The following is a 24,465-nucleotide window of genomic DNA, read 5'->3' on the forward strand; positions in this document are numbered from 1 at the left end:
ATTTAGGGGCGAGACAAGTTATTGACTCGCTCTTTAGCGGTTATATCGCAAAAAATACAGTTTCATTAGCAATTGTTAACCTCTGCGGTCTTGTGGATTTTAAGAAGCGTGATAAAGTTACCTGATTTCTTTTTTCTACGATTCCACATAGACAGGCTGGTTACATGTTCAAGAAGCTACGCGGCATTTTTTCTAATGATCTTTCGATCGATTTGGGTACAGCAAATACGCTAATTTACGTCCGTGAAGAAGGCATTGTACTAAACGAACCATCAGTGGTTGCTATTCGTGGAGAGCGAAGCGGTTCTGGTCAGAAGTCGGTTGCGGCCGTCGGCACAGAAGCTAAGCAAATGCTTGGTCGTACACCAGGCAACATTCAAGCTATTCGTCCAATGAAAGACGGCGTTATTGCTGACTTTTATGTTACAGAAAAAATGCTACAGCATTTTATCAAGCAAGTTCACAACAACAGCGTATTCCGTCCAAGCCCACGCGTATTAGTTTGTGTGCCAGTAGGCGCAACACAAGTTGAGCGTCGTGCAATTCGCGAATCAGCAATGGGCGCAGGTGCACGTGAAGTGTACTTAATTGAAGAGCCTATGGCGGCAGCAATTGGCGCAGGCTTACCAGTATCTGAAGCAACAGGTTCTATGGTTGTTGATATCGGTGGTGGTACTACTGAAGTTGCTATCATCTCATTAAACGGTGTGGTTTATTCATCGTCAGTTCGTATCGGTGGTGACAAGTTTGATGATGCTATCATCAACTATGTGCGTCGTAACTACGGTAGCTTAATCGGTGAAGCAACAGCTGAACGTATCAAGCACACAATCGGTACAGCCTACCCAGGTGATGAAGTACTTGAAATTGAAGTACGCGGTCGTAACCTTGCAGAAGGTGTACCACGTAGCTTTACCCTAAACAGCAATGAAATTTTAGAAGCATTACAAGAACCTCTTTCAGGTATTGTTAGTGCGGTTATGGTTGCGTTAGAGCAATCGCCTCCAGAGTTAGCGTCAGATATTTCTGAGCGCGGTATGGTACTTACTGGTGGTGGTGCATTAATTCGTGATCTAGATAGACTGTTAATGCAAGAAACTGGTATTCCAGTCATGATCGCTGAAGACCCACTAACGTGTGTGGCTCGCGGTGGTGGTAGAGCTTTAGAGATGATCGACATGCATGGCGGCGACCTGTTCTCAGAAGAAAACTAACCACGGTTAAAAAGGGCGGTTTATACCGCCCTAGTTTGTTATGAAGCCTATTTTTGCTCGCGGAATATCCAACCAATTTAGACTAACACTGGCAGTTATCATGTCAGTGATTTTGCTTGTCGCCAATGACAGGCTTGAGCCTGTGCGTAATTCCCTTTCTTCACTGTTAAGCCCGCTACAGTACGTTGCTAATATTCCCGGTGCGTTGTTGGATCTTTCTGCTGAAAGTTTAGCGACTCGCAATATGTTAGCTAAGCAAAATAAAGAGTTACTGCGTCACCAACTGTTGATGAGCGAACGTTTACAACGTTTCGAGCACCTGCGCCAAGAAAACGATCGTTTACGTGGCTTACTTGGTTCGCCAGTCCATATGGACGCTAAGAAAGTCGTTGCTGAAGTCATGGAAGTGGCTAGCGATCCGTTTCGTCAATATGTTGTGCTCAACCATGGCACTCGCAGCGGTGTGTTTGTCGGCCAGCCGGTAGTTGATGCACAAGGTGTTGTAGGTCAAGTCGTGCAGGTTAGTGAGCTAACTAGCCGAGTATTGCTACTGTCAGATACGACTCATGGCATTCCGGTGAGGATTACCCGTAACGACGTGCGCTTATTAGCTGTCGGTACTGGAGTGTTGGACGAGCTAGAACTTAAACATGTGGCTAAGAGTACTGACGTACGTGTTGGTGATTTACTCGTATCATCAGGTTTAGGTAAGCGTTTTCCTGAAGGCTACCCAGTTGCACGTGTAATGAGTGTCGAGAAAGACGACGGTAAGAGTTACGCAACCGTAGTCGCTCAGCCTCTAGCGGCACTAGATAGAATTCGTTATTTATTGTTACTTTGGCCAGATATTGAGTCAGACGATGCAGAGCTCACGCCACCAGAAGGTGTTGAAGAAGCAGTGAAAGCGAGTCAAGAGGTCGCATCATGAGTTTACATGTGGCAAATGGTCGCTGGGTGGTTTGGCTAAGCCTATTAGCGGCAATGTTATTTCAAATCATGCCACTGCCAGATTTGGTAGAAGCTTGGCGTCCAGATTGGTTGTTGCTGGTTATTATTTATTGGGCGATGGCATTGCCCCATAGATACAATATTTTAACCGCCTGGGTGCTCGGGGTAATGCTCGATATATTGCTGGGAGCGACCTTAGGTATTCGTGCGTTTGCTATGTCAGTGGTGGTTTACGTTGTTGTGCTGCATTTTCAACGCCTACGTAACTTCCCTATGTGGCAACAAGCATTAGTTGTCGCCATGCAGGTCGCACTTTATAACTTGGTGGTTTTCTGGGTGCAGTTTGTTACCGACAGCGCTGTATTTGATATTAGTTTGTTCTATCCAGCGATTTCGAGCTTAGTGATGTGGCCATGGATCTTCTGGATTTTACGCAGAGTTAGACGCCTTTATAAAGTGCGATAACCAGTAATCTCAACATTTGTACAAACTTGTTTGGCTCGATGAATCAAGCCGTCAGTTAGTTTAGTTAAAATCGAAAGGTACTTATTATGAAGTTAGTCCTTGCCTCGGCTTCACCGCGCCGTAAAGAGTTATTAGGCCAGTTAGGTTTTTTAAATACCAATAGCCCTGCGCCGTTCGAGTTTGAGATTTTAGCGGCAGATATCGATGAAAGTCATCGGGCAGGTGAGTCTGCACAAGCCTTTGTAGAGCGATTAGCGCAAGAAAAGGCACTCGCTGGTTTAGCGTTATACGGCAATGATAAAAATGCTGTGGTGCTAGGTTCTGACACCATAGTCGTTCAAGGTGAGACGATTTTAGGCAAGCCAACAGATGAAGCTAATGCCGCTGAAATATTGGCAAGCTTATCAGGTAAACGTCATCAAGTGATGACAGCAGTCGCGCTAACTGATGGAACCAAAACGGTTAGTCGTTTAGTGACCACTCAAGTGCAGTTTTGCCGCTTGACTGAAGCTGATATTTTAGCCTATATCGCAACGGGCGAGCCAATGGATAAAGCCGGTGCATACGGGATCCAAGGTTTGGGTGGAAATTTTGTTGAAGCTATCGATGGCAGTTATTCCGCGGTAGTAGGGTTACCTTTGGTAGAAACCCGAGCGTTGTTGTGTGAGATGCAAGTTTTATAGCAATAAATAGAGTCATAAATAGGCCTTACCCGCCCAGCTATATAACACATTGAAAGCAGACTATTACTGATAAACGAATCAATATTGGCTCATTTATCAGATCACAATCTACGCCAAATCCTTTTTTAATTTAGTTTCCCTAAGTGGGGTGTGTTGTGAGTAGAAGTCGATTCGCGCAAAGCAGAGTGCAGAAAAAAATAGGCTCTGAACTCTTAATCAATGTAACACCTACAGAAGCTCGAGTGGCATTAGTGGAGCATGGTGTTTTACAAGAAGTCCATATTGAACGACGCATGAAGCGTGGTTTAGTGGGCAATATTTATAAAGGTAAAGTTAGCCGTGTACTGCCTGGTATGCAGGCTGCGTTTGTTGATATCGGTTTAGATAAAGCTGCATTTTTGCATGCTTCAGATATTGTGCCGCACACAGAGTGCGTTGCCGACGTAGAAAAAGGCAACTTTGTAGTGCGTGATATCGCTGAACTTGTTAGACAAGGCCAAGATATTATGGTGCAGGTGGTTAAAGACCCGCTTGGCACTAAAGGTGCGCGTTTAACCACTGACATCACTCTTCCATCTCGTTATTTAGTGTTTATGCCCGGCTCTAGCCATGTAGGTGTATCACAGCGTATTGAGTCTGAATCAGTGCGTGCTCGCTTGAAAAAAATTACCCAGCCATTTGTTGATGATGACGGCGGATTTATTATTCGCACCGCGGCAGAAAGTGCCGGTGAAGATGAATTGATCCAAGATGCTGGATTTTTAAGACGTGTATGGGCAAAAGTCAGTGAGCGCCGTAAGCGCCGTGGTGTATCTTTGTTATACCAAGACTTAGCGTTACCAGTACGAATTGTGCGTGATTTTGTTGGCACTGAGCTGGATCAAATTCAAGTTGATTCAGCGCAGACCTATGAAGAGTTGCAGCAATTTGCGCAAGAGTTTATGCCTGAGATCGCTGAAAAGCTTGAGCACTACAATGGTCCGATCCCTATTTTTGACCTATATGATGTTGAAAACGAAGTGCAACGCGCGCTTGGTCGTAAAGTTGAGCTTAAATCTGGCGGCTATTTGATCATAGATCAAACTGAAGCCATGACCACTGTTGATATCAATACTGGCGCTTTTGTTGGCCATCGTAATCTCGAAGAAACTATTTTTAACACCAACCTAGAAGCAACGCATGCGATTGCTCGTCAATTACGTTTGCGTAATTTGGGTGGCATTATCATTATCGACTTTATCGATATGCTCAATAATGATCATAAGAAACGTGTGCTTGCCAGCTTAGAAAGCGCTTTAGCTCACGATCGTGTTAAAACCAATATCAGTGGTTTCTCAGGTTTAGGTTTAGTCGAAATGACACGTAAGCGTACTCGAGAAAGCCTAGAGCATGTGCTTTGTGGCGAATGCCCTGCATGCCAAGGCACTGGCAATTTAAAGACTGTTGAAACCGTATCTTATGAGATTTTTAGAGAGATCATTCGATTAAATCGTGGCTACGATGCTGATGAGTTTCTAGTGTATTGCTCGCCAGCTGTTTACCAAAGCTTGAAAGGCGACGAAAGCCATCTATTGGGTGAGCTTGAAGTTTATATTGGTAAGCGAGTTAGGCTACAGAGTGAACCTATGTATGCGCAGAATAAATTTGATGTGGTGATAATGTAGTGCCATCGGATACCTGTGCGCCGAAAAAGCGCTCTTTTAGTTTCATACGTTTTAGCTGGCAATTTCTCGCCATTATTTTAGTGCTGTTTGCATTAATGGTGAGTTTATTCAGAGGCTTGTTGCCGCAGCTTGATCAGGTTCGTATGGAGCTGATTCATTTCGTAAAATCAGAATATAACGTAAAGGTCGAAGTCGGTCAGCTTGCGGCTGAGTGGCAGGCATATGGTCCTGCGTTAACGGTTAAACATTTTGTGTTGCCAGCGCAAGATAACCTCCCCGTGACTTTGCTGTTTAATCAAGTGCATGTGAAATTTGATTTTTGGCAGAGCATAGTCACTGCTTCACCACAAATTGAAAATGTGATTTTTGATGGTGTGAATGTGGCATTGGATTTAGATCATTTAAAAGCGATTGAGCCCTCTGCATCAAATACCGCAATGCAAACCGACTGGCTCTACAAATTGTTATTGGAGCAGCTCGATCGTTTTTCTATCACTGACGCTCGTTTTCAGTTGCTCAGTAGACAGCATGATTACCGTCCCATCTATATTAAAGATTTAAAGTGGCGAAATACTTCAGGGCTCCACCGAGCTGAAGGTAAAGTGTATCTGGATGAAGAAGCTTCAGAGGTCGAACAGCTAACTTTAAGTGTGGATATTAAGGGGAATGGTTACCGACCGGAGTCATTAAAAGGACAGTTCTATTTAGCTGCCAGTTCTCTGGATATTGGCGAATGGGCTTCAAGACAACCTAATCCTTTTGATAATAGTAAGCGACTACCACTCGAAGGGGTCGTTAATCTGCAAGCTTGGGCAGGTTTCTCAAATCGAGCTATTGATGGCGTAACGGTGCAGTTTCAGCCAAGCTGGTTAGAGTGGAGTTTAAATAAACAGCCACAGCGTTTTACGATTGAATCAGGGGCTATGGTTTGGCGTCCAAATCAACAAGGCTGGCTGCTTAATAGTCAAAACCTTGATTTTTCAACTAATGGCGAGTCTTGGCCTGCACTGCAGTTAATTGCACAAAAAAGTGATAGTGGCGTAGATGCTAATTTAAATCAATTGGCATTCGATAAACTGTTACCGTTATTGCCGTTGATCCCTGGCGTCGAACTGGCGGGATTGAAGACGTGGCAGTCATTAAATCCTAGTGGAGAAATCAGCGATGTGCGTGCGCATTGGGATAAATTATTAGCCCAACCAGAAGTGTCTTTTCACCTAGAACAAGTCGGTTGGAAACCTAACGATTCCATACTGGGAATTGCTGCGATTGATGCGCAGATTAGCCTTGTAGGCGATTCGCTAGTATTTGCTTTGCCTAAGCAAGATTACAATTTAGATTTTAATGGGGCATTTGCAGCACCTATAGCATTGCAAGCCGATGCCTTTAACGGTGAGTTCAACTTAGCCGATCAGGCTTTATCACTACCAAAAGTACATTTTAGTAATGCGGATTTAGATGTAAAAGCTGGGGTAAGGCTAGAATTTTCAGATGCGGTACACATGGCATTGCTGGCCAATGTGGAGCTGCATGATGTCGCCAATATACACGAGTATTTTCCATTAAATGGCATGAGTAGCTCTTTAGTTAGCTACTTAACTGAAGCGCTTCAAGCGGGTAACACCGATGATGCGGTAGTGTTGTGGCATGGTGCATTTACTGACTACCCCTATGCCAATCATGATGGCCTTTTTCAGGCGGGCTTCACTTTAGCAAATGCAACCTTTGAGTTTGAACCAAGTTGGCCTGCAGTTGATCAACTAAACCTTTCTGCACTATTTGAAAACGATGCAATGGATCTTTGGATCAATCAAGGTCAGCTGTTGGGGGTAAACGCTAGCGGCGCTTATATTGGCATTCCAGCTCTGGGAGAAAAGAGCTTATTGCAGGTTAAGCTAGATCTTGCAACTCAAGCTGAGGCGGCGAATGAAGTCATTCAAAAATCACCGCTAGTCGATTCCGTTGGTGCGACGTTAGATGTAGTACAGGTTTCTGGTGATATCACTGGCCAAATTGATCTGAGCATTCCACTCTATGATGGTGAGAGCGAAGTGATTAAAGGCACGGTTAATTTTAAAGATACACCTGTGTATATTACTGAACCGGGGATCCAGCTAGACAGGGTTAATGGGCAACTGCAATTTGTGAACGACGTAGTGAGTGGTTCAGGTTTTACTGCGGCAATGTACCAGCAACCGCTGCAATTTAGTTTTCACACCGAAAGTATGAATAAAAACTACGGTGTCACTGTTGAGCTAGATGGACAATGGCAATTAACAGATCTACCTGAAGAGCTGCAAAACCCCTTAAGCTATTATTATACCGGCCAAGCAGATTGGAGCGGCGATTTAAGGTTGATTTTTGATCCTATAGGCTATCGTATTCAAGCCAGAGTTGAGTCAGATCTATTAGGGGCAAACCTGCTGTTACCAGAGCCTTTTACCAAAGGCAAAGATGAGCCAAGAAAGTTAGTCGCAGAGCTTATTGGCGACAACAAACAGGCGTCGCTGGGTATAAAATTAGCTAATCAAATGGAGTTTTGGGGAGGCTTTGATGCTGACTCAGGCAACGCATTAGCCCATTATGATATTTTACTTGGGCGACTATTTAAGCCTGGTGATCAGTTACGTAAAAGCAAGGGGCACTTGCAAATCGATATTGATAATACCGAGTTTTCCCCTTGGTTACCGATAATCGAAGGCTTTGTGGCTCAGGGGAAGTCTGAGTTATCGGTATCAGATAGTGAACAGGCCAAGCCTGCGAGTTTTTTCCCAGCTCTAGCATCTATTGATGCTGACTTTAATGATCTTAATCTGATGGGGCAGCCTTTGGCTGATCTGCATTTTAGTGCTCAGCCAACAGAACATGCTTGGCGCTTTGATATTACATCGAAAGAGTTTGATGGCCGTATTGATTTTTACCCTGACTGGGTCAATCAAGGTCTGAAAATTGTTGCATCTAAGTTCCATATGTCACCTGAGACGCGCACTGAAGAAACAGCGCATTATAAGTCTGATACGATTATGGCAAACCTGCCACCTCTGGCTGTCGACGTTGATGATTTTTCACTTTATGGTAAATCCTTAGGTCATTTAGTACTGCAAGGTACGCCGCAAGCAAGTTCGTATCAGATCCAAACGGTATCGATTACCACACCAAATGTGGTGCTAAAAGGTAAAGGCGATTGGGATATGACAGAAGGAAAGAATATGACTTCTTTCCAATTGAATCTCGACGCGACTAAGTTTGATTATCTATCACAGCAGTTAGGCATAGATCCCGGCCTAAAGGATGCGCCGACAGCAGTAAAAGCAGATATTTCATGGACGGGAGCGCCATATTCCTTCTCACTTGAGACATTAAATGGCGACGTTAGCTTTGATTTAGGTAAAGGGCATTTGTCGGAAGTGAGTGATAAAGGGGCACGAATCTTCTCATTGTTTAGTCTTGATTCCTTGTTACGTAAACTTTCGTTGGACTTCTCTGACGTATTTGGTAAAGGGCTATATTTTGACTCTTTCGGTGGTACGCTAAAGATTGATAACGGGGTAGTAAAAACCACTGATACTGAGATGAACGCGGTAGCGGGTAATATGAAAGTACGTGGTTATACTGACTTAATGAGCGAAAGCTTAAATTATGATATTCGTTTTGTACCGCAGTTGGCCTCAAGTGTACCGACAGTAGTATTACTCAGCACCGGTGGTTGGACATTTGGCTTAGGTGCGTTTGCGTTAACTAAGGTTTTGGAGCCTGTGATAGAAGTTATCTCAGAGATCCGCTTTAGATTAACTGGCACCATGTCAGAACCTAAACTCGAAGAGCTTGAGCGTAAGAGTAAAGAGATTGAAATCCCTGAATCTATCCTACCTAAAAAAGAGTTACCGCCAAACGGCCAGCCTCTGCAGACTCCAAGTGTGAAGGCGGACGATAGTGCTGGAGTTGAAGTGCAGGCCGTAACTCCGCAGTCTTCATTGCCAAAAGAGAGCCAAAAAGCCAGTATTAACGCTGATAATAAAGGTCTAAGTACTCATACCACAGACACTCAGACTGAAGATACTCAAGCATTAGCAGTTGAAATACTGGATACTCAAGTCAAAGATGTAAAAGCGGATGTAAAAACATTAGCTACGCCTGCAGCTTTGCCAAGCGTCTCGGTAGAAGATAATCATCAACAGGGAGAGTCTAATGCAAGTCAGCCTACTGCAATGTCAAAGCAGTCGCAGCGTACCCGACAATCTAGCGTTTATCGAGTCGCAGCTTAAACTGCTAACCAAAAAGGATTCAGCGCAACTTGTGGTACTGCCTGAATGCTGCCTGTTATTTGGTGGTCAAGAAAGCCAGCAGTTACAGTATGCAACTCGCGAACAAGACAGTAGCCTAAAACAAGACTTATCGCAGTTAGCGATTGAGTATCAGGTAGTTTTGGTTGCAGGTAGCATCCCTATTTTGGCTGAAGATGGTCGCGTTTATAATCGCTGCTATGTTTTTAATACTGATGGTAGCGTTTTAGGTCAATACGATAAACTGCACCTGTTTGATGTGGAAGTTAGCGACGGCACTAAGCAGTATCGCGAAAGTGACGCATTTTGCCCGGGCGATCGTATTGTGGTTGTTGATACGCCAATGGGTAAACTGGGTTTGGCGATTTGTTATGACATTCGCTTTGCTGATCTCTTTCGTGCATTGCGCGAAGCTGGCGCTGAGATGATAGCGCTGCCGGCTGCATTTACTAAAGTCACTGGTGAAGCACACTGGCAAGTACTCTTGCAAGCGCGGGCGATTGAAAGCCAATGCTTTGTGTTTGGTGCTGCGCAATGGGGGCTGCACAACGGGGGGAGCCGTGAAACTTGGGGGCAAAGTATGGTCGTTAGCCCTTGGGGAGAAGTTGTTGCACAAAAGCGCGAAGGTACTGGCTGGCTTCAGGCTGATATTGATTTGCAAAGCGTACAAGATATTCGTGCAAGAATGCCGGTGATGACCCACAATCGATTTGTATCACCACAGCTTAAATAGACTAATAAATTTAAGGTAAATGTAAGCTCGCCCTGAGTGGGTTTAGATTTTCCACAGTATTTTATCGAAATAATATTAAGAGAGAATAGATGTCACTTTTAACTCAAGTTGGACAAAGCCTATTACAAGATGGGCTAGCATTAGATGATCTACAGAGCTATTTAAAGCGTATCCATGAGCATCAAATTGACTTCTCTGATCTCTATTTTCAAGGCAGTCGCCATGAGTCTTGGGTATTGGAAGATGGCATTGTTAAAGACGGCAGCTTTCATATTGAACGCGGTGTTGGTGTTCGCGCTATCACTGGCGAGAAAACTGGCTTTGCTTACGCTGACGAAATTACACCAGTAGCATTAGAGGCAGCGGCGACAGCTGCACGTGGTATCGCAACTGCAGGTGGTAATGCGCAGGTTAATGCTTGGAAAAAGCAGGATAACAAGGCGCTTTACATCAGCTCGGATCCAATCGCTGCGATGGAAGAAGTGAAAAAGATTGAGCTATTGAAGCAGGCGGATGTTTATATTCGTAGCTTAGACAGCCGTATTATTCAGGTGGTTGTGAGCTTATCTGGCGTACATGAAGAGATTCTAGTGGCGGCAAGTGACGGCACATTAGCTGCTGATATTCGTCCGTTAGTGCGTTTTAACTGTAGCGTTATTCTAGAAGAAGACGGTAAGCGTGAACGTGGTGCATCAGGTGGCGGTGGTCGTCATGACTACAGTGTATTGCTTGAGGATGCCGATGATGGTCTACCCTATTGCTTTGCCTTTGCTCGCGAAGCGGTGCGCCAAGCGCAAGTGAACTTACATGCGATTGATGCGCCAGCAGGTGAAATGCCGGTAGTACTTGGTGCGGGTTGGCCGGGCGTACTGCTACATGAAGCTGTGGGTCACGGTCTTGAGGGTGACTTTAACCGTAAGGGCAGCAGTGCCTTTAGCGGTAAAGTGGGCCAAAAAGTGGCGTCAGAGTTAGTTACCGTTGTTGATGACGGCACCATGGCCAACCGCCGTGGCTCATTAACGATTGATGACGAAGGTGTACCAACGCAAAAGACGGTACTGATTGAAAACGGCATCTTAAAAGGCTACATGCAAGACAAGCTTAATGCTGGCTTGATGGGCGAGCAATCAACCGGTAATGGTCGCCGTGAGTCATATGCTCACCTGCCTATGCCGCGTATGACCAATACTTATATGGAAGCCGGTGAGTCAGATCCTGCCGAGATCATCAAGTCGGTTAAGAAAGGGATTTACGCGCCTAACTTCGGTGGTGGTCAAGTGGACATTACTTCTGGTAAGTTCGTGTTCTCTGCTTCTGAAGCTTATTTGATTGAAGATGGTGAAATTACCCAAGCGATTAAAGGTGCAACCTTAATCGGTAATGGTCCTGAGTCAATGAGTCAGATCTCAATGGTAGGTAATGATCTCGCCTTGGATAAAGGTGTTGGGGTTTGTGGTAAAGACGGTCAAAGCGTACCAGTTGGTGTCGGTCAGCCAACATTGAAGCTAGATAAGTTAACCGTTGGCGGTACCGCTTAATTGCAAGCTGGTTAAGCATTCAGCTTTACTTACGAGTACTTTTTAGCAAACCCGTTCAAGTTTTATATTGAGCGGCGTAAAGCAAAAAATTCAGTTTAGTCTAGGATTTAGCGATAGGAGTTTCGCCTAAATCCTAGCTTGCTATATTTAGCAATGATAGTATTCACCAACGGAATTAGAGTAAAAGCTCTAGAGGTGCTAATGAAACGTTTGCTGTGTGCGATTTTACTTACTTTGCCGTTAACTGCCCAAGCTAAGACTATGGCATTTGATGAGGCGTGGCAGCAGCTGATGAAAGTCAGCGATAAACTGCAAGCGGGGGCGCAAGAAGTTAACCGCGCAGAAGCTGAACGCGAAGCCGGTGAAGATATGAATTTGCCGTCGATTAACTTGACTGGTAGCTACACTCGCTTAGAAAAACCGATTGAGTTGGATCTACGCGATCTCAATCCTTTAGCCTCACTTGATCCTGCTACATTGCCACCTGCACTTGGCGGAGCATTGGCCGGGATCCCTGGCTCCTTATTTGTTACCCCTTTCACTGAGCAAGATATTTTCCGCTCTAGCTTACAAGCTATGTGGCCGATTTATACCGGCGGCAAAATCTCTGCAGCTCAGGGGATCCATGAAGCTCACGTTGCCGAAAAAGAGCAGCAACTAAAACTCACCAGTCGTGAACTGTTTTTACAGCTTGTCGATCGCTACTACGCAGTTGCTGTAACTCAAGCACTCGCAAACACTCAAGCTGAGTTGGTTGATTCACTGACCTTACACGCATCGCATGCTCAAAAGCTGGAACAACAAGGGCAAATCGCTAAAGTTGAGCGCCTCAACGCCCAAGTCGCATTAGAAAATGCTCGTGTCAGTTACGGTAGTGCGAAACGTCAATCTGAAATGGCAATGATCGCATTATCACGCATGCTGCATGAAAGAGAAGTCGACACTACATCGCCACTGTTTATGCTAAATAGCTCACCTTCGTTACCGCAGTTAGCCCAGCTAACGATGAAGCAACACCCTGCACTAAAGCTGCTTGAAGCAAAAGAAGCTCAAGCTCAAGGTCTAGTAGATGTTGAAAAGGGCAGTTATCTACCAACAGTATTCCTCTACGGTAACTATACCTTGTATGAAGATGACAGCCTGTTTGCCCAAATTGAACCTGATTGGATGTTAGGGGTTGGCTTCACTATGCCGTTACTTAGCCGAGATGGCCGCAGTGGCAAAGTAGAAGCGGCGCAAAGTGCACTCCTACAAGCCAGATATACCAAAGCGCAGACTCAACAAGATCTGAACTTACTGCTTGATCAAAGTTATCGGCAGATGTTGCAAGCTCAAGAGGAAGTATTGTCGCTCAATACGTCTATGAGCTTGGCTGAAGAGAATAAACGTCTTAGAGATATCGCCTTTAAGCAGGGATTATCGACGTCAATTGAAAAGGTCGATGCTGAACTTAAATTGAATGCGGTAGCGACGCAGCAATTAGGCGCGCAGTATCGATATGTACAGGCATATGCAAGACTGATGGCGATTAGCGGTCAGCTAGATGAATTTATAGGTAGAAGTATCATGCAAGGGGAAGCGAATGCGTTCTAACCGTATTTTAGCCGCAGCGGCATTAATCATATTAGTTGGTGCCTTGGTATATGGATTAATCCTAGCTTACACGCCTAAGCCGCAGCTACTGCAAGGCCAAATTGAAGCGCGTGAATATAACGTCTCTTCTAAAGTACCAGGACGTGTAGAAGAAGTGCTGGTTAGACGTGGTGACAAGGTTAATGAGGGCGACCTACTTTATGCCATTTACAGCCCAGAGCTAAAAGCTAAGCTAATGCAAGCTGAAGGCGGCCGAGATGCGGCACTAGCAATGCAGCAAGAGGCAGACAACGGCGCGCGTAAGCAACAAATTGCAGCGTCTAAAGAGCAATGGCTCAAGGCGCAAGCGGCAGCAAAATTAGCGCGTACTACCTTTGACCGGGTAGAAGTCTTGTTTAACGAAGGCGTGCTAGCAAGACAGAAGCGTGATGAAGCCTTTACTCAGTGGCAAGCGGCTAAATACACCGAGCAAGCAGCACTGGCTATGTATCAAATGGCCGATGAAGGTGCACGAGTGGAAACCAAAGCCGCTGCTGCAGGTAATGCTCGCATGGCAGAAGGTGCAGTTAACGAAGTCACAGCGATTTTGGCTGATAGCCAAATGCGTTCACCTAAAACCGGTGAGATCAGCGAAGTATTGTTACAAGCTGGTGAGCTAGCACCAAGTGGTTTCCCTGTGGTGAGCTTAATTGATATGAGCGATGCTTGGGCGGTGTTCCAAGTACGTGAAGATCAATTAAAGCAGTTTAAGCAAGGTGATGTCCTCAAGCTGAATATTCCTGCACTTGAGCAGCAAGTCGAATTTACCGTAAGCCATATTTCGGTGATGGGTGATTTTGCGACTTGGCGTGCAACTGAAAGTGGTCATGACTTTGATATGCGTACTTTCCAGGTTGAGTTACGTCCTAATAAGCCTATTGCAGATTTACGTGTAGGCATGTCGGTGTTATTCACGCTTTAAGAGCTGAGAGGGCAAGGCTTTGATAAAGGCGCTCAAACGAGAGTTCACCGCCCTGCAAGACGATCCTTGGCAGCTGGCGTTAATAAGCTATATTCCGCTAATCAGCATTATTGCTCTTTGGTTACTTTTTAGTGCGGGGCTGCCGAGGCAGTTACCCGTGGCAGTGGTTGATTTAGATAACAGTCAAACCAGCCGCGCATTAGCGCGGCAGCTGCAAGCTAATCCGGTCACTAAACCAATTAGTTATACAGGGATCCCGAGCGCCGAGGCGGCAATGCAGCAAGGTGAAGTTTATGCTTTGCTAGTGCTGCCTTATGGTCTCAAACGTGATTTATTAACCTCAAAAACACCTACCATAGATATTCGATATAACAGCCAATTCTTGCTGGTGGGTAAGTTATTATCAAGCCAGTTACAGGCCAGTATGGCTGATGGCTTAAAGCCCTTAGGCGAACTTAAATTGCTTGCGGCAGGGGTGCCAATGCAAAGAGTGGCGGTTAATTTAAACCCGGTGAGTAGCCAAACCACCGCACTGTTTAACCGCAACAATAACTATGTGGGCTTTTTAGTGCCGCCGGTTCTCATTGCGCTGTTGCAGCTGGTGGCTATGATGGTGTTTGCCAATAGCCTAAACCGCGAACTTCGCTGGAACACCACTGCGCAGTGGTATGAATTAGGCGTATGGAAAGTGGTTGGCGCTAAAATATTATTTTACACGCCATTAGTCTTGCTCCATGGCGGCTTTATTCTCGCGCTTATTTACTTGTATCTTGGCTTACCCATTGCTGGCAGTATCGCTGTACTTTTGATTGCTCAAACCGTCATGTTACTTGCGGTATGGTTAATGGTATTAGCCATCTTCTTTGCCCTTAAAGATAGCGCGCGAGTGATAAGTTTTTGTACTGCGATGTTTGCACCTGCCTTTGCATTTATGGGGGTGACATTTCCGACCCATGAAATGCCACAACTCGCCCAGTGGTGGCGAGTGATTATGCCAACGAGTCACTATATTGAAACCCATATTGCGGTCGTCAGTTACGGTCAAAGCCTGATTGCCAGTTTGCCGCAAATACTCAGTTATTGGGGCTTTCTGTTGTTATTAATCCCTATCAGTATTTTTGCCAAAAAAGGCTTTCCAGCTGTTAATGAACAGGCTGAAATTAGCCCCATGATTAAGGGGCAATAACAATGAGCTTCTTACAACTTATTTGGGCTGAACTTAAAGCCGTATTAGCAGATAAAACAATCGTCATCACTGTATTTGGTGGAGTGCTGTTTTATTCAATTTTGTATCCATTACCGTATTTGCACCAAGTGCCGACCGAGCAGCAATTAGTGGTGATAGACCATGATCATTCATCCCTTAGTCGCCAGCTGATCCGCCATGCTGATGCTAGCCCTAAGATTAAGGTGATTGCAGAGCTGGGTTCAATAGATGAAGCGAAGCGCTGGATTGAAACCGGCCGAGCCCACGGTTTGCTAGTGATCCCAGCAGATTTTAGACGTGACTTGCTATTAGGAAGTGGCGTGACCTTAAGTTATGGCGGTGATGCCAGTTACTTTTTAATTTACTCGGCGGTGGCAGAAGGGCTGATTTCTGCAGGTATTGATGCCGGCAAGAATATTCAGCGTTTAGGTATGTTAGCTAAAGGCGAAAACGCAACAGCGGTGGAGCAGAGCCTTAATGTGGTTAAACTCAATAGTATTCCAGCGTTTAACCCAAGCTTAGGCTATACCCCATATATTGTACCGGGGCTGTTTTTACTTATCCTGCACCAAACCTTGTTGATTGGCACTAGCATTCTTGGCGCAAGCCAGTGGCGAGATAAAGGCTATTGGCGTGATGTTAGTCCGTTTAAACTCATTTGTGGTCGCATGGCGGCGTTTATGGTGATTTATAGCCTGCTCAGCAGTTACTACGTGGGGTATTGTTACTATTGGTATGATGTTAGCTTGCAAGCAAGCATTGGCCAAGTTGCGCTATTGATGTTGCCATTCCTCTTGGCGACTACGGCAGCAGGGATCGCCTTTAGCAGCCTGTTTACCCGCCGTGATCTGCCCACCCAAGTATTACTGCTGGTATCTATGCCGATATTGTTTGTGTCGGGTTTTGTGTGGCCAACAGCGCTGATTCCTGAGGCTGTGGTGGCTGTTTCGCAAATTGTACCGGCAGTACCGGGGATTATGGCCATGTTAGAGCTAAATCAAATGGGCGCATCGTGGCAGAGCATTATGCCGCAATGGCTGCAATTGTGGGCGATGGTTATAGTGTTCTTTAGCTTGGCTTATTGGGGCACATCTAAGCGTTTAAAACCTGCAAGTTAACACTCCATTTAGCTAGCTGATACTGATGCGAATAGACAGGTATACGCTGAAGCTTGAGTTAAGGGTTTATCTGAGAATAATACTTTGATAAATCGGGAAGCTACACCTGGCTATATCTCGGTAGATAAACATTAAAAAGCCCGTGTTCATTATGTTGAACACGGGCTTTTTATTTTTTAGCGACTCAATCGCTTTAGCAATAGCAATTAAGGTTGCGGGGCTGATAGCTCCACGCTAAATGAAATGCCTGATTTTATCGCTTTCGGTGTTTCAACTTTTAGTGAGACTAAGCTAGTTTTAGTTGGTTCATCAGTACTGGTCGGGTCAATATCATTGGTCAACACAAAGCTTGTACTACTGCCACCATGGCTATTGCGGTTTTGCACTTCATAAGGGTCTGCATCAAGCTCACCTTTACTTGCTGTGGTGGTCAAGTTTGTGCCAGCAGGCATGATTTGGTTGGCGCTATCGAAGAAGCGCACATCAAAAATTGAAAAACCTCCTGCTGGGATAGCTACTGTGGTGATTTCTTGCTGGCCATCGGTATAGATAAGTTTGCCATCTTGATGGATTTCAAAATGCGCAGTAGAGCCTGACATTGTCATGATAAGCGCTTTACGGATGTAGGTTTTGTTGGCTTGGTTTTCACCACATAAATTACCAGTGCATTGTGGGCCGTTAAACTTACCGTCAGCGGTTTGATAGCTGGAGCTTGAAGCTGTATTAAAATAGGGTTCACCCGCTGTGTGAGTGAATGACTCATCGTCATCACGGAAAGCATCGCCTAAATCACTAAAGCCTTGAGAATGATATGTCTCAATATCCATACCATTGCCTGAACATGCAACCGCATCTCCATTAGCTTTTAAACAGGCTGATGCAATAGCGCCACCATCTTCGTCATCAAAGATGTTATTACCGTTAGTATCGAAGAAGGTCTCATGGCCTAAAGCGTAGGCTAAAACAGTGATGCGGTGATCGGGTACGCGCGGATTCGCAGCTGTCCACTCAACGCTGCAAGTGCCTGCAACCGTTACACAACTAGGCTGAATTTGACCACCTTCTGAGGTGAAGTTTATGGTGGTGTCATCTGGCGCCGGGTTACCAAAACTGTCTGAAGCATAAGCCGTAATAGAGACTTTTTCACCATTGTGGTTGCCTGCTTCAGGATTAAATAAGCTGCTCGATAAGCTAAAACCTAGTTGTTGTGGTAAACCTGTATTGATTGTTAGCTGTTCAGACTGGGTGGTTACTGACTCGCCATCGCTGTTTGTCGCAGTTGCTAATACGCGCACCGGCGTTGGCATCGTGCCTGACAGTACGGTCGCGCTAACAAGACCTGCCGAGTTACTAGTATTGCTGCTAGTAATGCTGTCATTGGCGAATGTGATGCCGCCCACGGTAGTATCAAGCGAAAAATCAACCGTTTGCTGAGCAATCGGTTGACCATTGGCATCGGCCACTTTAAAGGTGATTAGAGATGACTCACTTGAACCTGTACCGCCAGCACCTTTAATTCGGATTGAAGTTGGCTCCGCTGACACAAAGCTTAAATTCGCTAAAGTTTGGCTCGCGAGAGAGAAATCTAAGATCGCTGAAACGGTCTGGTTACCGGCAACCACAGACGCTGTAATTTGGTCATCGCGTTGACTATTACCACTGCAGCTAGTGTTTTGGAACGTCGAGCTTGCTGTACCTGAAAGGGTAGTGACTGGTGAGTCGATGCTAGCATCGTTGCTAAGCACGCAGCTAGAACTAAAGGTTACGCTGGTTGGAGTTTGCAAAGGCGTATAGGTGCCATCATCGTTCTTAGTGGCTAAGTCCGCAGTGACACCAAATGTACCACCTGCGCTAACGGTTTTGTCACCTGGCAGTGTTGTGGCTAATTCGTTTTCAGTAAAAGTCTTACGGTCGTCTGAAAAGTGACCGATAACAATCACGCCATCGTCGCTAACTGCATCTTTAGCTAGTACTTCATATAAGCCAGAGCTTTGGTAGGTTTTACCATCACTTTCTAGGGTCACGGAAAAGTTTGCTGCGCCAAGTTCGGTTTCGCTAGCGGTATAGCTAACTTGAGCAATACCATTGTCTTTGGTTAGTGCTGAACTTGGATTTAAACTGGCGTTACCGGCTGTAAAGGTCGCCATTTTACCCGCGACGCCTTGGCCTTGTTCATCTAAAAAGGTTGCCTGTAGCTGTACGGTTTCTTCTGCTTTAAACTGGGTAACGACAGTTGTGCCGTTGATAATAGCGCTATTTAAAGTGAATTTAGGCTCTGACGGAGAAGTGGTCGCAGTGAATTCAAAATTGCGAGTCGCACTAGCGTTGTTTTCGCCTTCAGAAAAACTTGCGGTTAAGGTTCCAGCGCCTTCTGCACCAGAAGAGTTACTCACAATAACTTCAGCTTGGCCATTTGAATTCGTTAGTTTATCGGTGACTGATAGCTCACCAAACGTTGTTGCAAAGTTGATTATCTTGCCACTGCGATTACTGTTGTCTTGCTTAAGGTGAGCAACAGCACAAAAAGTACCATTGGCGTCAAAGCTGAGTGAGTTAGTTGGCTCTGCACATTTTCCATCAACAACAGTTTTATAGCTTAACGACAGGCTATAAGTGCCGCCGTTGTCGGTATCACTGTTGTCATCTGATGCGCCATTACAGCCACCTAATATTGATAGACAAAATAAAGATAAAGGCAGGCTAGCCAATTTTGAGGGCAGGCGCATGTGCATATTCCTTGTGCTACAAATTTGTACAGGATTTTAGAAAAGAACCATAGAATGGCTGATTAATAGCCATAAAAAAGCTCCCTAAGCCTGTTAAAGACTTAGGGAGCTATTGTGTAGTTATATAGCGTTGATGTCTATATATGTAACGATTAATCTTTGATCTCGTTACGTAAATATTTACTTAATTCTTTAGCTGTCTTAGACGCTTCAATATCAGCATTTTTAGAAAGCTCTTTTTTAGTTTGACGGACTAACTGACGTAGCTTTTGTCTGTCAAATTCAGGGTGCTGCTCAATAAGCGCTTGTACAGCAGAGTCGCCTTCAGCAATTAACTGATCGCGAGTCTTATCTGCAACGTTAGTTTTAGCACTTTCATTACTGTTTTGGTTCAGTACGTTCTTAATCGCGACCTCAAGTTCTTCGAGATCTACGTAACGCATTAGCTTGCCAATGTACTGAATATGACGACGGTGCGCTTCGGTATTAATCTTGATTGTTTTAGCTTTCAAGACATTATCGTAAAGCGTTTCGTCAAGATTTAGCTTTTCTACTTGGCTCTTACTAAGTGCTACTAATCTATTGCCATATTCTTGATAGATGGCGATTTCGCGTTTAGCGTCCGCTCTACTTTCGTAGTTGTCATCTTTGTCATAAGGCTGGTGGAAGTGTTCTGAGTCACCGACAATCTTCATATCTACAATCTCTTACAAATTCTGTGCTAATAATAACATCTAAACTTGGTTATTTCCTTTCCTATTTTTGACCCTAGCCCGCTTTCTTATGAGTTTTAGCGCTTGTTTAGCGGTTATTTTTCTAGCAATTGCTAAAGTCCTTATACTTGCTATAGCGGGATTATTTAATGTGATTGGCATTTGGGTTTGTTATGCTAGCGCCATTGCCGACAATTAAAGAGTAGAGCTGTGTCTTCACCTAGCATTGATATTGAATTGGATTCCTTGAAAGACGCTGTGTCAATGGCGCTGGAATACGCAAAAACATTGGGCACTTCTGGTGCCGAAGTAGCCATTAGCAAGCAGCAAGGCTTGTCAGTTTCAACTCGAATGAAAGAAGTTGAAACTGTTGAATTTAACAAAGATGGTGCCTTAGGTATTACCGTTTTCAGGGATGGCTGCAAAGGTAGCTCATCTACATCAGACTTGAGCAAGGCCGCCATTGAACTCGCAGTTAAAGCCGCTGATGACATAGCGCGCTTCACCTCTGCCGATGAATTTAATGGTCTGGCTGAAAGGTCGTTAATGGCGACACAGTTTCCAGATCTTGATTTATACCACCCTGAAGATATTTCACCTGAAGAGTTAACTCGCCTTGCTGTATTAGCTGAAGAAGCGGCGCTAGATACTGACAAACGTGTACAAACCTCTGATGGTGCCAGTGCTAACGCTCACTCAAGCGTGAAGGTTTATGGTAATAGCCACGGTTTCTTAAATGGTTTCTGTAGTTCTCGTTACAGCCTTAGCTGTGTCGCGATTGGTGAGCACGAAGGCGGTATGCAACGTGACTATGACTATACCGTTGCGCGTAAATTTAATGAGATGTGTGCACCTGAGTTAATTGGTCGTAAAGCGGCTGAGAAAACTGCGGGTCGACTTGGTGGTCGAAAGATTGCCACAACTCAGCTACCTGTGCTGTTTTCGCCTGAAATCGCTACCGGTTTAATGGGCCATTTAGTCGGTGCGATTAGTGGTGGTAGCCTGTATCGTAAGTCGAGCTTCCTACTGGATGCGATTGATACTCAAGTTTTCCCAGACTGGTTCAGCATCCATGAAGATCCATTACTTGTAGGGGCATTGGCAAGTGCGGCTTACGACAGTGAAGGGGTAGCGACTCAAGCACGTGATATTATCGATAACGGTCGTTTGGCAACATATTTAACGACCAGCTATTCCGCACGTAAACTTGGCATCGCTAACACAGGTCATGCGGGTGGGATTTATAACTGGACGCTATCTACAACAGGGCAAACCTTTGATCAGTTAGTTAAAGAGATGGGCACTGGCTTGATTGTGACTGAAGTAATGGGCCAAGGCGTTAACACTGTAACTGGTGATTACTCTCGTGGTGCAGCGGGTTTCTATGTTGAAAATGGTGTGATTTTGTACCCAGTTGAAGAGATCACCATCGCCGGTAATCTTAAAGATATGTACAAGAATATCGTTGCTGTGGCTAAAGATAGAGATCTGCGTTCATCAATTCGTACTGGTGGGATCTTAATGGATAAGATGAAGATCGCTGGTAACTAAGTAGCTTCATGCTGATAGTTAAATGCAGATAAAGGCTTCCTTCGGGAAGCCTTTTTTATTGGCTAAAATTTAGGTTTGATAATTTTATTCTGATTGGCATTAAAGGCCATAAGTAATTGGATCTTAAATGTTTGGCTAGGATCCCTGTTATGAGCAATGGGATCTTTTACTTAGAAAATTAAATTAACACTTGAACATGCGAAAAATCATATATATTATTTTTCGTATATACGATATTTCGTACATTTAATATATCGAGAAATTGAGATGACACCTTTAACGTTTTTTAAGGCGCTGGCCGATGACACACGACTACGCAGTTTATTGCTGATCCAGGCTGAATCAGAACTGTGTGTTTGTGAGCTAATGACGGCACTTGACGAGATCCAACCAAAAATCTCACGCCATTTAGCACAATTGCGCAAACTAGGTTTGCTGGTTGATAGACGTCAGGGTCAGTGGATTTTTTACTGCATTAATCCACAGCTGCCTAGTTGGGCTAGTGAGATTATGCAAACTTTGGCTAAGGAGCAGGCCAATCTTATTAGCGAAAATTTAACTAACTTACAGCAGATGGGTGACCGTCCTGAAAGAGTTAAAAACTGCTGCTAACTGCTAAGCACTCATGTTGTAACTGAGTGCCACCATCATTGTTATAGGCCAAAGATTATGGGTATTTTCGAACGTTATTTAAGTGTGTGGGTGGGCTTAGCCATCCTCGCAGGTGTGTTTCTAGGTAATTTATCTCCAGATACGTTTGCGGTGGTTGCTGGGCTGGAATACGCCCACGTTAACCTAGTGATAGCTGTACTGATCTGGGTAATGATCTATCCAATGATGGTGCAAATTGACTTTTCAGCAGTCAAAGATGTGGGTAAAAGCCCCAAAGGCTTAGTGCTGACTTTAGTACTTAACTGGTTAATTAAGCCTTTTACAATGGCGGCATTAGGTTGGTTATTCTTCAGGGTTTTCTTTGTCGATTTAGTTGACCCTGCCACGGCCAGTGAATATATCGCCGGAATGATCCTGCTTGGCGTTGCACCTTGTACTGCAATGGTCTTTGTCTGGAGCCAACTTACCAAGGGCGATCCGAATTACACCTTAGTGCAAGTATCGGTTAACGACTTAATTATGGTTGTCGCTTTTGCGCCAATTACCGCATTACTGCTAGGTGTTAGCGACATTCAGGTACCTTGGGCCACCTTGTTATCTTCTGTGGGTTTATATGTTGTTCTGCCACTGGTTGCAGGTGCCGTTACTCGCCATTTATTACAGAAAAAGGGCGATGATTCTCAGTTAAATGCATTTGTTGCTAAGTTAAAGCCTTGGTCTATGGTGGGCTTGTTAGCCACTGTGGTGCTGCTATTTGGTTTTCAAGCAGAAACCATTATTGCCCAGCCGCAAAACATTGCGTTGATAGCAATCCCGTTATTAATTCAGACCTACGGTATTTTCTTCATTGCATTTTATGCTGCTAAGAAAATGAAACTGACTCATAAAGTGGCTGCGCCAGCTTGCATGATTGCCACATCTAATTTTTTTGAGCTAGCGGTAGCGGTAGCCATTTCATTGTTTGGTTTACATTCTGGCGCTGCGCTCGCGACCGTAGTCGGTGTGTTGGTTGAAGTGCCGGTAATGCTGTCATTGGTGGCTATTGCTAATCGCAGTCGTCATCTGTTTGCCGAAGATGAAGCAAGCAGTTAAGTAATAGCAAGTAATAGGGGCTATATCTTGCAAGTATTGAACTTAATATTTGCAAAGTTAGCTCTGCAAATATGTTCAGTAATAACCCTTGAGCAAGATAGATGTAAGCAAAACAGTTAACTTAAACTCAGAACAGATTAAGAGATGACTATGACAATCAAAATTGGTATCAATGGCTTCGGTAGAATGGGGCGTTTAGCATTAAGATCGGCTTGGCATAATAGCGATGTTGAATTTGTACAGATCAACGATCCAGCTGGTGATGCAAATACACTAGCACACCTATTAACTTTTGACTCAGTGCATGGTCGTTGGTCAGAAGAAGCAACGGCAGACGGCTCTGATATCGTAATTGGAAGTCAGCGTATTACCACTACGCGCAATAAAGCGATCTCAGAGACTGATTGGTCTAGCTGCGATGTGGTGATTGAAGCTTCTGGCGTGATGAAAACCAAAGCATTACTGCAAGCTTACTTAGATCAAGGTGTTAAAAGAGTCGTTGTTACCGCGCCAGTAAAAGAAGACGGGGTGCTTAATGTCGTGATGGGCGTGAATCACGATCTTTATGATAAGGCGATTCACCCGATCGTGACGGCAGCTTCTTGCACCACTAACTGTTTGGCACCTGTGGTAAAAGTGATCCACGAGAAGATCGGTATCAAGCACGGTTCAATGACCACTATCCATGACATCACCAATACCCAGACGATCCTTGATGCGCCGCATAAAGATCTACGTCGTGCCCGTGCCTGTGGCTTAAGTTTGATCCCAACAACGACTGGTAGCGCAACGGCGATTACCCATATTTTTCCTGAGCTAAAAGGCAAGCTAAATGGCCATGCAGTGCGTGTGCCGCTAGCGAATGCCTCGATTACCGACTGCGTGTTTGAGCTACATCGTGATACTACGGAAGCAGAGGTGAATCAATTGCTACGTGAAGCTGCTGAGGGCGAGTTAAAAGGCATTTTAGGTTATGAAGAGCGCCCATTGGTGTCGGTTGATTATAAAACCGATCCGCGCTCCAGTATTATCGATGCACCTTCGACTATGGTTGTTAACGGCACACAAGTGAAGTTGTATGTTTGGTACGACAACGAGTGGGGCTATGCTAACCGTACTGCCGAGCTTGCCATTATGGTAGGTAAGATGGATCAGGCTTAAATAGAAGGTCCTAGGAAGAGCAGGTTCTAGATCCTAGAAAAAATAACAAAAGCCAATACGGTGCAAGCTGGGAGATAGCGTTCTAGTCGTGACTAAGCTATCTCCTCTTATCCTGTATAGCAAAATCGTAAGTAATTGGTTTAGTTGGTTTGATCGTGCTAACAAAACTTCGTTTATTGCCTGAGAGTATTAAGCAGTAGTTG

Annotated in this window: 18 protein-coding genes; 16 read left to right on the top strand and 2 right to left on the bottom strand. The window is 44.8% G+C overall.

The window, feature by feature from the left end; genetic code table 11:
* The first annotated feature begins 164 nt into the window (after window positions 1–164).
* The 12 genes from AB4298_RS19095 to AB4298_RS19150 all read left to right on the top strand — a co-directional run bounded on the left by AB4298_RS19095 (window position 165) and on the right by AB4298_RS19150 (window position 16,407).
* Window positions 165–1,214, top strand: coding sequence for a rod shape-determining protein (locus tag AB4298_RS19095; protein WP_012156947.1), 1,050 nt, complete (start codon window positions 165–167; stop codon window positions 1,212–1,214).
* Window positions 1,215–1,254: 40 nt separating this feature from the next.
* Window positions 1,255–2,142 (top strand): rod shape-determining protein MreC, encoded by an 888-nt coding sequence (mreC, locus tag AB4298_RS19100; protein WP_248999030.1) that lies wholly within the window; start codon window positions 1,255–1,257, stop codon window positions 2,140–2,142.
* On the top strand, window positions 2,139–2,627 hold the full coding sequence (gene mreD, locus AB4298_RS19105) for a rod shape-determining protein MreD (RefSeq protein ID WP_248999031.1): 489 nt from the start codon (window positions 2,139–2,141) through the stop codon (window positions 2,625–2,627). Before mreC ends, mreD begins: the two co-directional genes overlap by 4 nt.
* Window positions 2,628–2,713: 86 nt before the next feature.
* Window positions 2,714–3,310: a Maf family protein gene (locus AB4298_RS19110; RefSeq protein ID WP_283107259.1), complete on the top strand. Its 597-nt coding sequence runs from the start codon at window positions 2,714–2,716 to the stop codon at window positions 3,308–3,310.
* 197 nt (window positions 3,311–3,507) lie between these two features.
* A complete protein-coding gene (gene rng / locus AB4298_RS19115; RefSeq protein WP_371987964.1) occupies window positions 3,508–4,974 on the top strand; it encodes a ribonuclease G in 1,467 nt (488 codons plus the stop codon).
* Window positions 4,974–9,239 carry a YhdP family protein gene (locus tag AB4298_RS19120; protein WP_371987953.1) on the top strand — a complete coding sequence of 1,422 codons (4,266 nt, stop codon included), beginning with the start codon at window positions 4,974–4,976 and terminating at the stop codon, window positions 9,237–9,239. The genes rng and AB4298_RS19120 overlap by 1 nt, the downstream gene beginning before the upstream one ends.
* The gene (locus AB4298_RS19125; protein WP_371987954.1) at window positions 9,163–9,990 is read left to right on the top strand and encodes a carbon-nitrogen hydrolase family protein; all 828 of its coding nucleotides are present in this window, start codon (window positions 9,163–9,165) and stop codon (window positions 9,988–9,990) included. The genes AB4298_RS19120 and AB4298_RS19125 overlap by 77 nt, the downstream gene beginning before the upstream one ends.
* Before the next feature lie 89 nt (window positions 9,991–10,079).
* Window positions 10,080–11,528 carry a metalloprotease TldD gene (tldD, locus tag AB4298_RS19130; protein WP_248999035.1) on the top strand — a complete coding sequence of 483 codons (1,449 nt, stop codon included), beginning with the start codon at window positions 10,080–10,082 and terminating at the stop codon, window positions 11,526–11,528.
* 201 nt (window positions 11,529–11,729) lie between these two features.
* Window positions 11,730–13,121 (top strand): TolC family protein, encoded by a 1,392-nt coding sequence (locus AB4298_RS19135; protein ID WP_371987956.1) that lies wholly within the window; start codon window positions 11,730–11,732, stop codon window positions 13,119–13,121.
* Window positions 13,111–14,082 carry an HlyD family secretion protein gene (locus AB4298_RS19140; protein WP_248999037.1) on the top strand — a complete coding sequence of 324 codons (972 nt, stop codon included), beginning with the start codon at window positions 13,111–13,113 and terminating at the stop codon, window positions 14,080–14,082. Before AB4298_RS19135 ends, AB4298_RS19140 begins: the two co-directional genes overlap by 11 nt.
* A gap of 19 nt (window positions 14,083–14,101) precedes the next feature.
* Complete coding sequence (locus AB4298_RS19145) at window positions 14,102–15,268, top strand: ABC transporter permease (protein WP_371987957.1); 1,167 nt, start codon at window positions 14,102–14,104, stop codon at window positions 15,266–15,268.
* Between the two features lie 2 nt (window positions 15,269–15,270).
* Complete coding sequence (locus tag AB4298_RS19150) at window positions 15,271–16,407, top strand: ABC transporter permease (RefSeq protein WP_371987958.1); 1,137 nt, start codon at window positions 15,271–15,273, stop codon at window positions 16,405–16,407.
* 206 nt (window positions 16,408–16,613) lie between these two features.
* Here AB4298_RS19150 and AB4298_RS19155 read toward each other — a convergent pair whose 3' ends face one another.
* Window positions 16,614–19,133, bottom strand: coding sequence for an Ig-like domain-containing protein (locus AB4298_RS19155; RefSeq protein WP_371987959.1), 2,520 nt, complete (start codon window positions 19,131–19,133; stop codon window positions 16,614–16,616).
* A 152-nt stretch (window positions 19,134–19,285) separates the two neighbouring features.
* Complete coding sequence (yjgA, locus tag AB4298_RS19160) at window positions 19,286–19,828, bottom strand: ribosome biogenesis factor YjgA (protein WP_248999041.1); 543 nt, start codon at window positions 19,826–19,828, stop codon at window positions 19,286–19,288.
* A 228-nt stretch (window positions 19,829–20,056) separates the two neighbouring features.
* Between yjgA and pmbA the strand changes: the two genes are divergently transcribed.
* From pmbA to AB4298_RS19180, 4 genes are all read left to right on the top strand, one after another.
* Window positions 20,057–21,397 carry a metalloprotease PmbA gene (gene pmbA / locus AB4298_RS19165; RefSeq protein WP_371987960.1) on the top strand — a complete coding sequence of 447 codons (1,341 nt, stop codon included), beginning with the start codon at window positions 20,057–20,059 and terminating at the stop codon, window positions 21,395–21,397.
* 267 nt (window positions 21,398–21,664) lie between these two features.
* Window positions 21,665–22,009 carry a metalloregulator ArsR/SmtB family transcription factor gene (locus tag AB4298_RS19170; RefSeq protein WP_248999043.1) on the top strand — a complete coding sequence of 115 codons (345 nt, stop codon included), beginning with the start codon at window positions 21,665–21,667 and terminating at the stop codon, window positions 22,007–22,009.
* A gap of 57 nt (window positions 22,010–22,066) precedes the next feature.
* Window positions 22,067–23,101 carry an ACR3 family arsenite efflux transporter gene (arsB, locus tag AB4298_RS19175; RefSeq protein WP_371987961.1) on the top strand — a complete coding sequence of 345 codons (1,035 nt, stop codon included), beginning with the start codon at window positions 22,067–22,069 and terminating at the stop codon, window positions 23,099–23,101.
* 150 nt (window positions 23,102–23,251) lie between these two features.
* On the top strand, window positions 23,252–24,262 hold the full coding sequence (locus AB4298_RS19180; protein WP_371987962.1) for an ArsJ-associated glyceraldehyde-3-phosphate dehydrogenase: 1,011 nt from the start codon (window positions 23,252–23,254) through the stop codon (window positions 24,260–24,262).
* Window positions 24,263–24,465 lie beyond the last annotated feature (203 nt).

Origin of the sequence: Shewanella sp. 10N.261.52.F9, from assembly GCF_041471165.1 — a bacterium.
Lineage (GTDB): Bacteria > Pseudomonadota > Gammaproteobacteria > Enterobacterales > Shewanellaceae > Shewanella > Shewanella marinintestina.

Coding starts and splice junctions, on each gene's coding strand:
- yjgA (WP_248999041.1), bottom strand. CDS start 19,828: ATGAAGATTGTCGGTGACTCAGAACACTTCCACCAGCCTTATGACAAA.
- AB4298_RS19180 (WP_371987962.1), top strand. CDS start 23,252: ATGACAATCAAAATTGGTATCAATGGCTTCGGTAGAATGGGGCGTTTA.
- AB4298_RS19140 (WP_248999037.1), top strand. CDS start 13,111: ATGCGTTCTAACCGTATTTTAGCCGCAGCGGCATTAATCATATTAGTT.
- arsB (WP_371987961.1), top strand. CDS start 22,067: ATGGGTATTTTCGAACGTTATTTAAGTGTGTGGGTGGGCTTAGCCATC.
- AB4298_RS19155 (WP_371987959.1), bottom strand. CDS start 19,133: ATGCGCCTGCCCTCAAAATTGGCTAGCCTGCCTTTATCTTTATTTTGT.
- AB4298_RS19170 (WP_248999043.1), top strand. CDS start 21,665: ATGACACCTTTAACGTTTTTTAAGGCGCTGGCCGATGACACACGACTA.
- AB4298_RS19125 (WP_371987954.1), top strand. CDS start 9,163: ATGCAAGTCAGCCTACTGCAATGTCAAAGCAGTCGCAGCGTACCCGAC.
- AB4298_RS19135 (WP_371987956.1), top strand. CDS start 11,730: ATGAAACGTTTGCTGTGTGCGATTTTACTTACTTTGCCGTTAACTGCC.
- AB4298_RS19095 (WP_012156947.1), top strand. CDS start 165: ATGTTCAAGAAGCTACGCGGCATTTTTTCTAATGATCTTTCGATCGAT.
- mreC (WP_248999030.1), top strand. CDS start 1,255: ATGAAGCCTATTTTTGCTCGCGGAATATCCAACCAATTTAGACTAACA.
- tldD (WP_248999035.1), top strand. CDS start 10,080: ATGTCACTTTTAACTCAAGTTGGACAAAGCCTATTACAAGATGGGCTA.
- AB4298_RS19110 (WP_283107259.1), top strand. CDS start 2,714: ATGAAGTTAGTCCTTGCCTCGGCTTCACCGCGCCGTAAAGAGTTATTA.
- AB4298_RS19150 (WP_371987958.1), top strand. CDS start 15,271: ATGAGCTTCTTACAACTTATTTGGGCTGAACTTAAAGCCGTATTAGCA.
- mreD (WP_248999031.1), top strand. CDS start 2,139: ATGAGTTTACATGTGGCAAATGGTCGCTGGGTGGTTTGGCTAAGCCTA.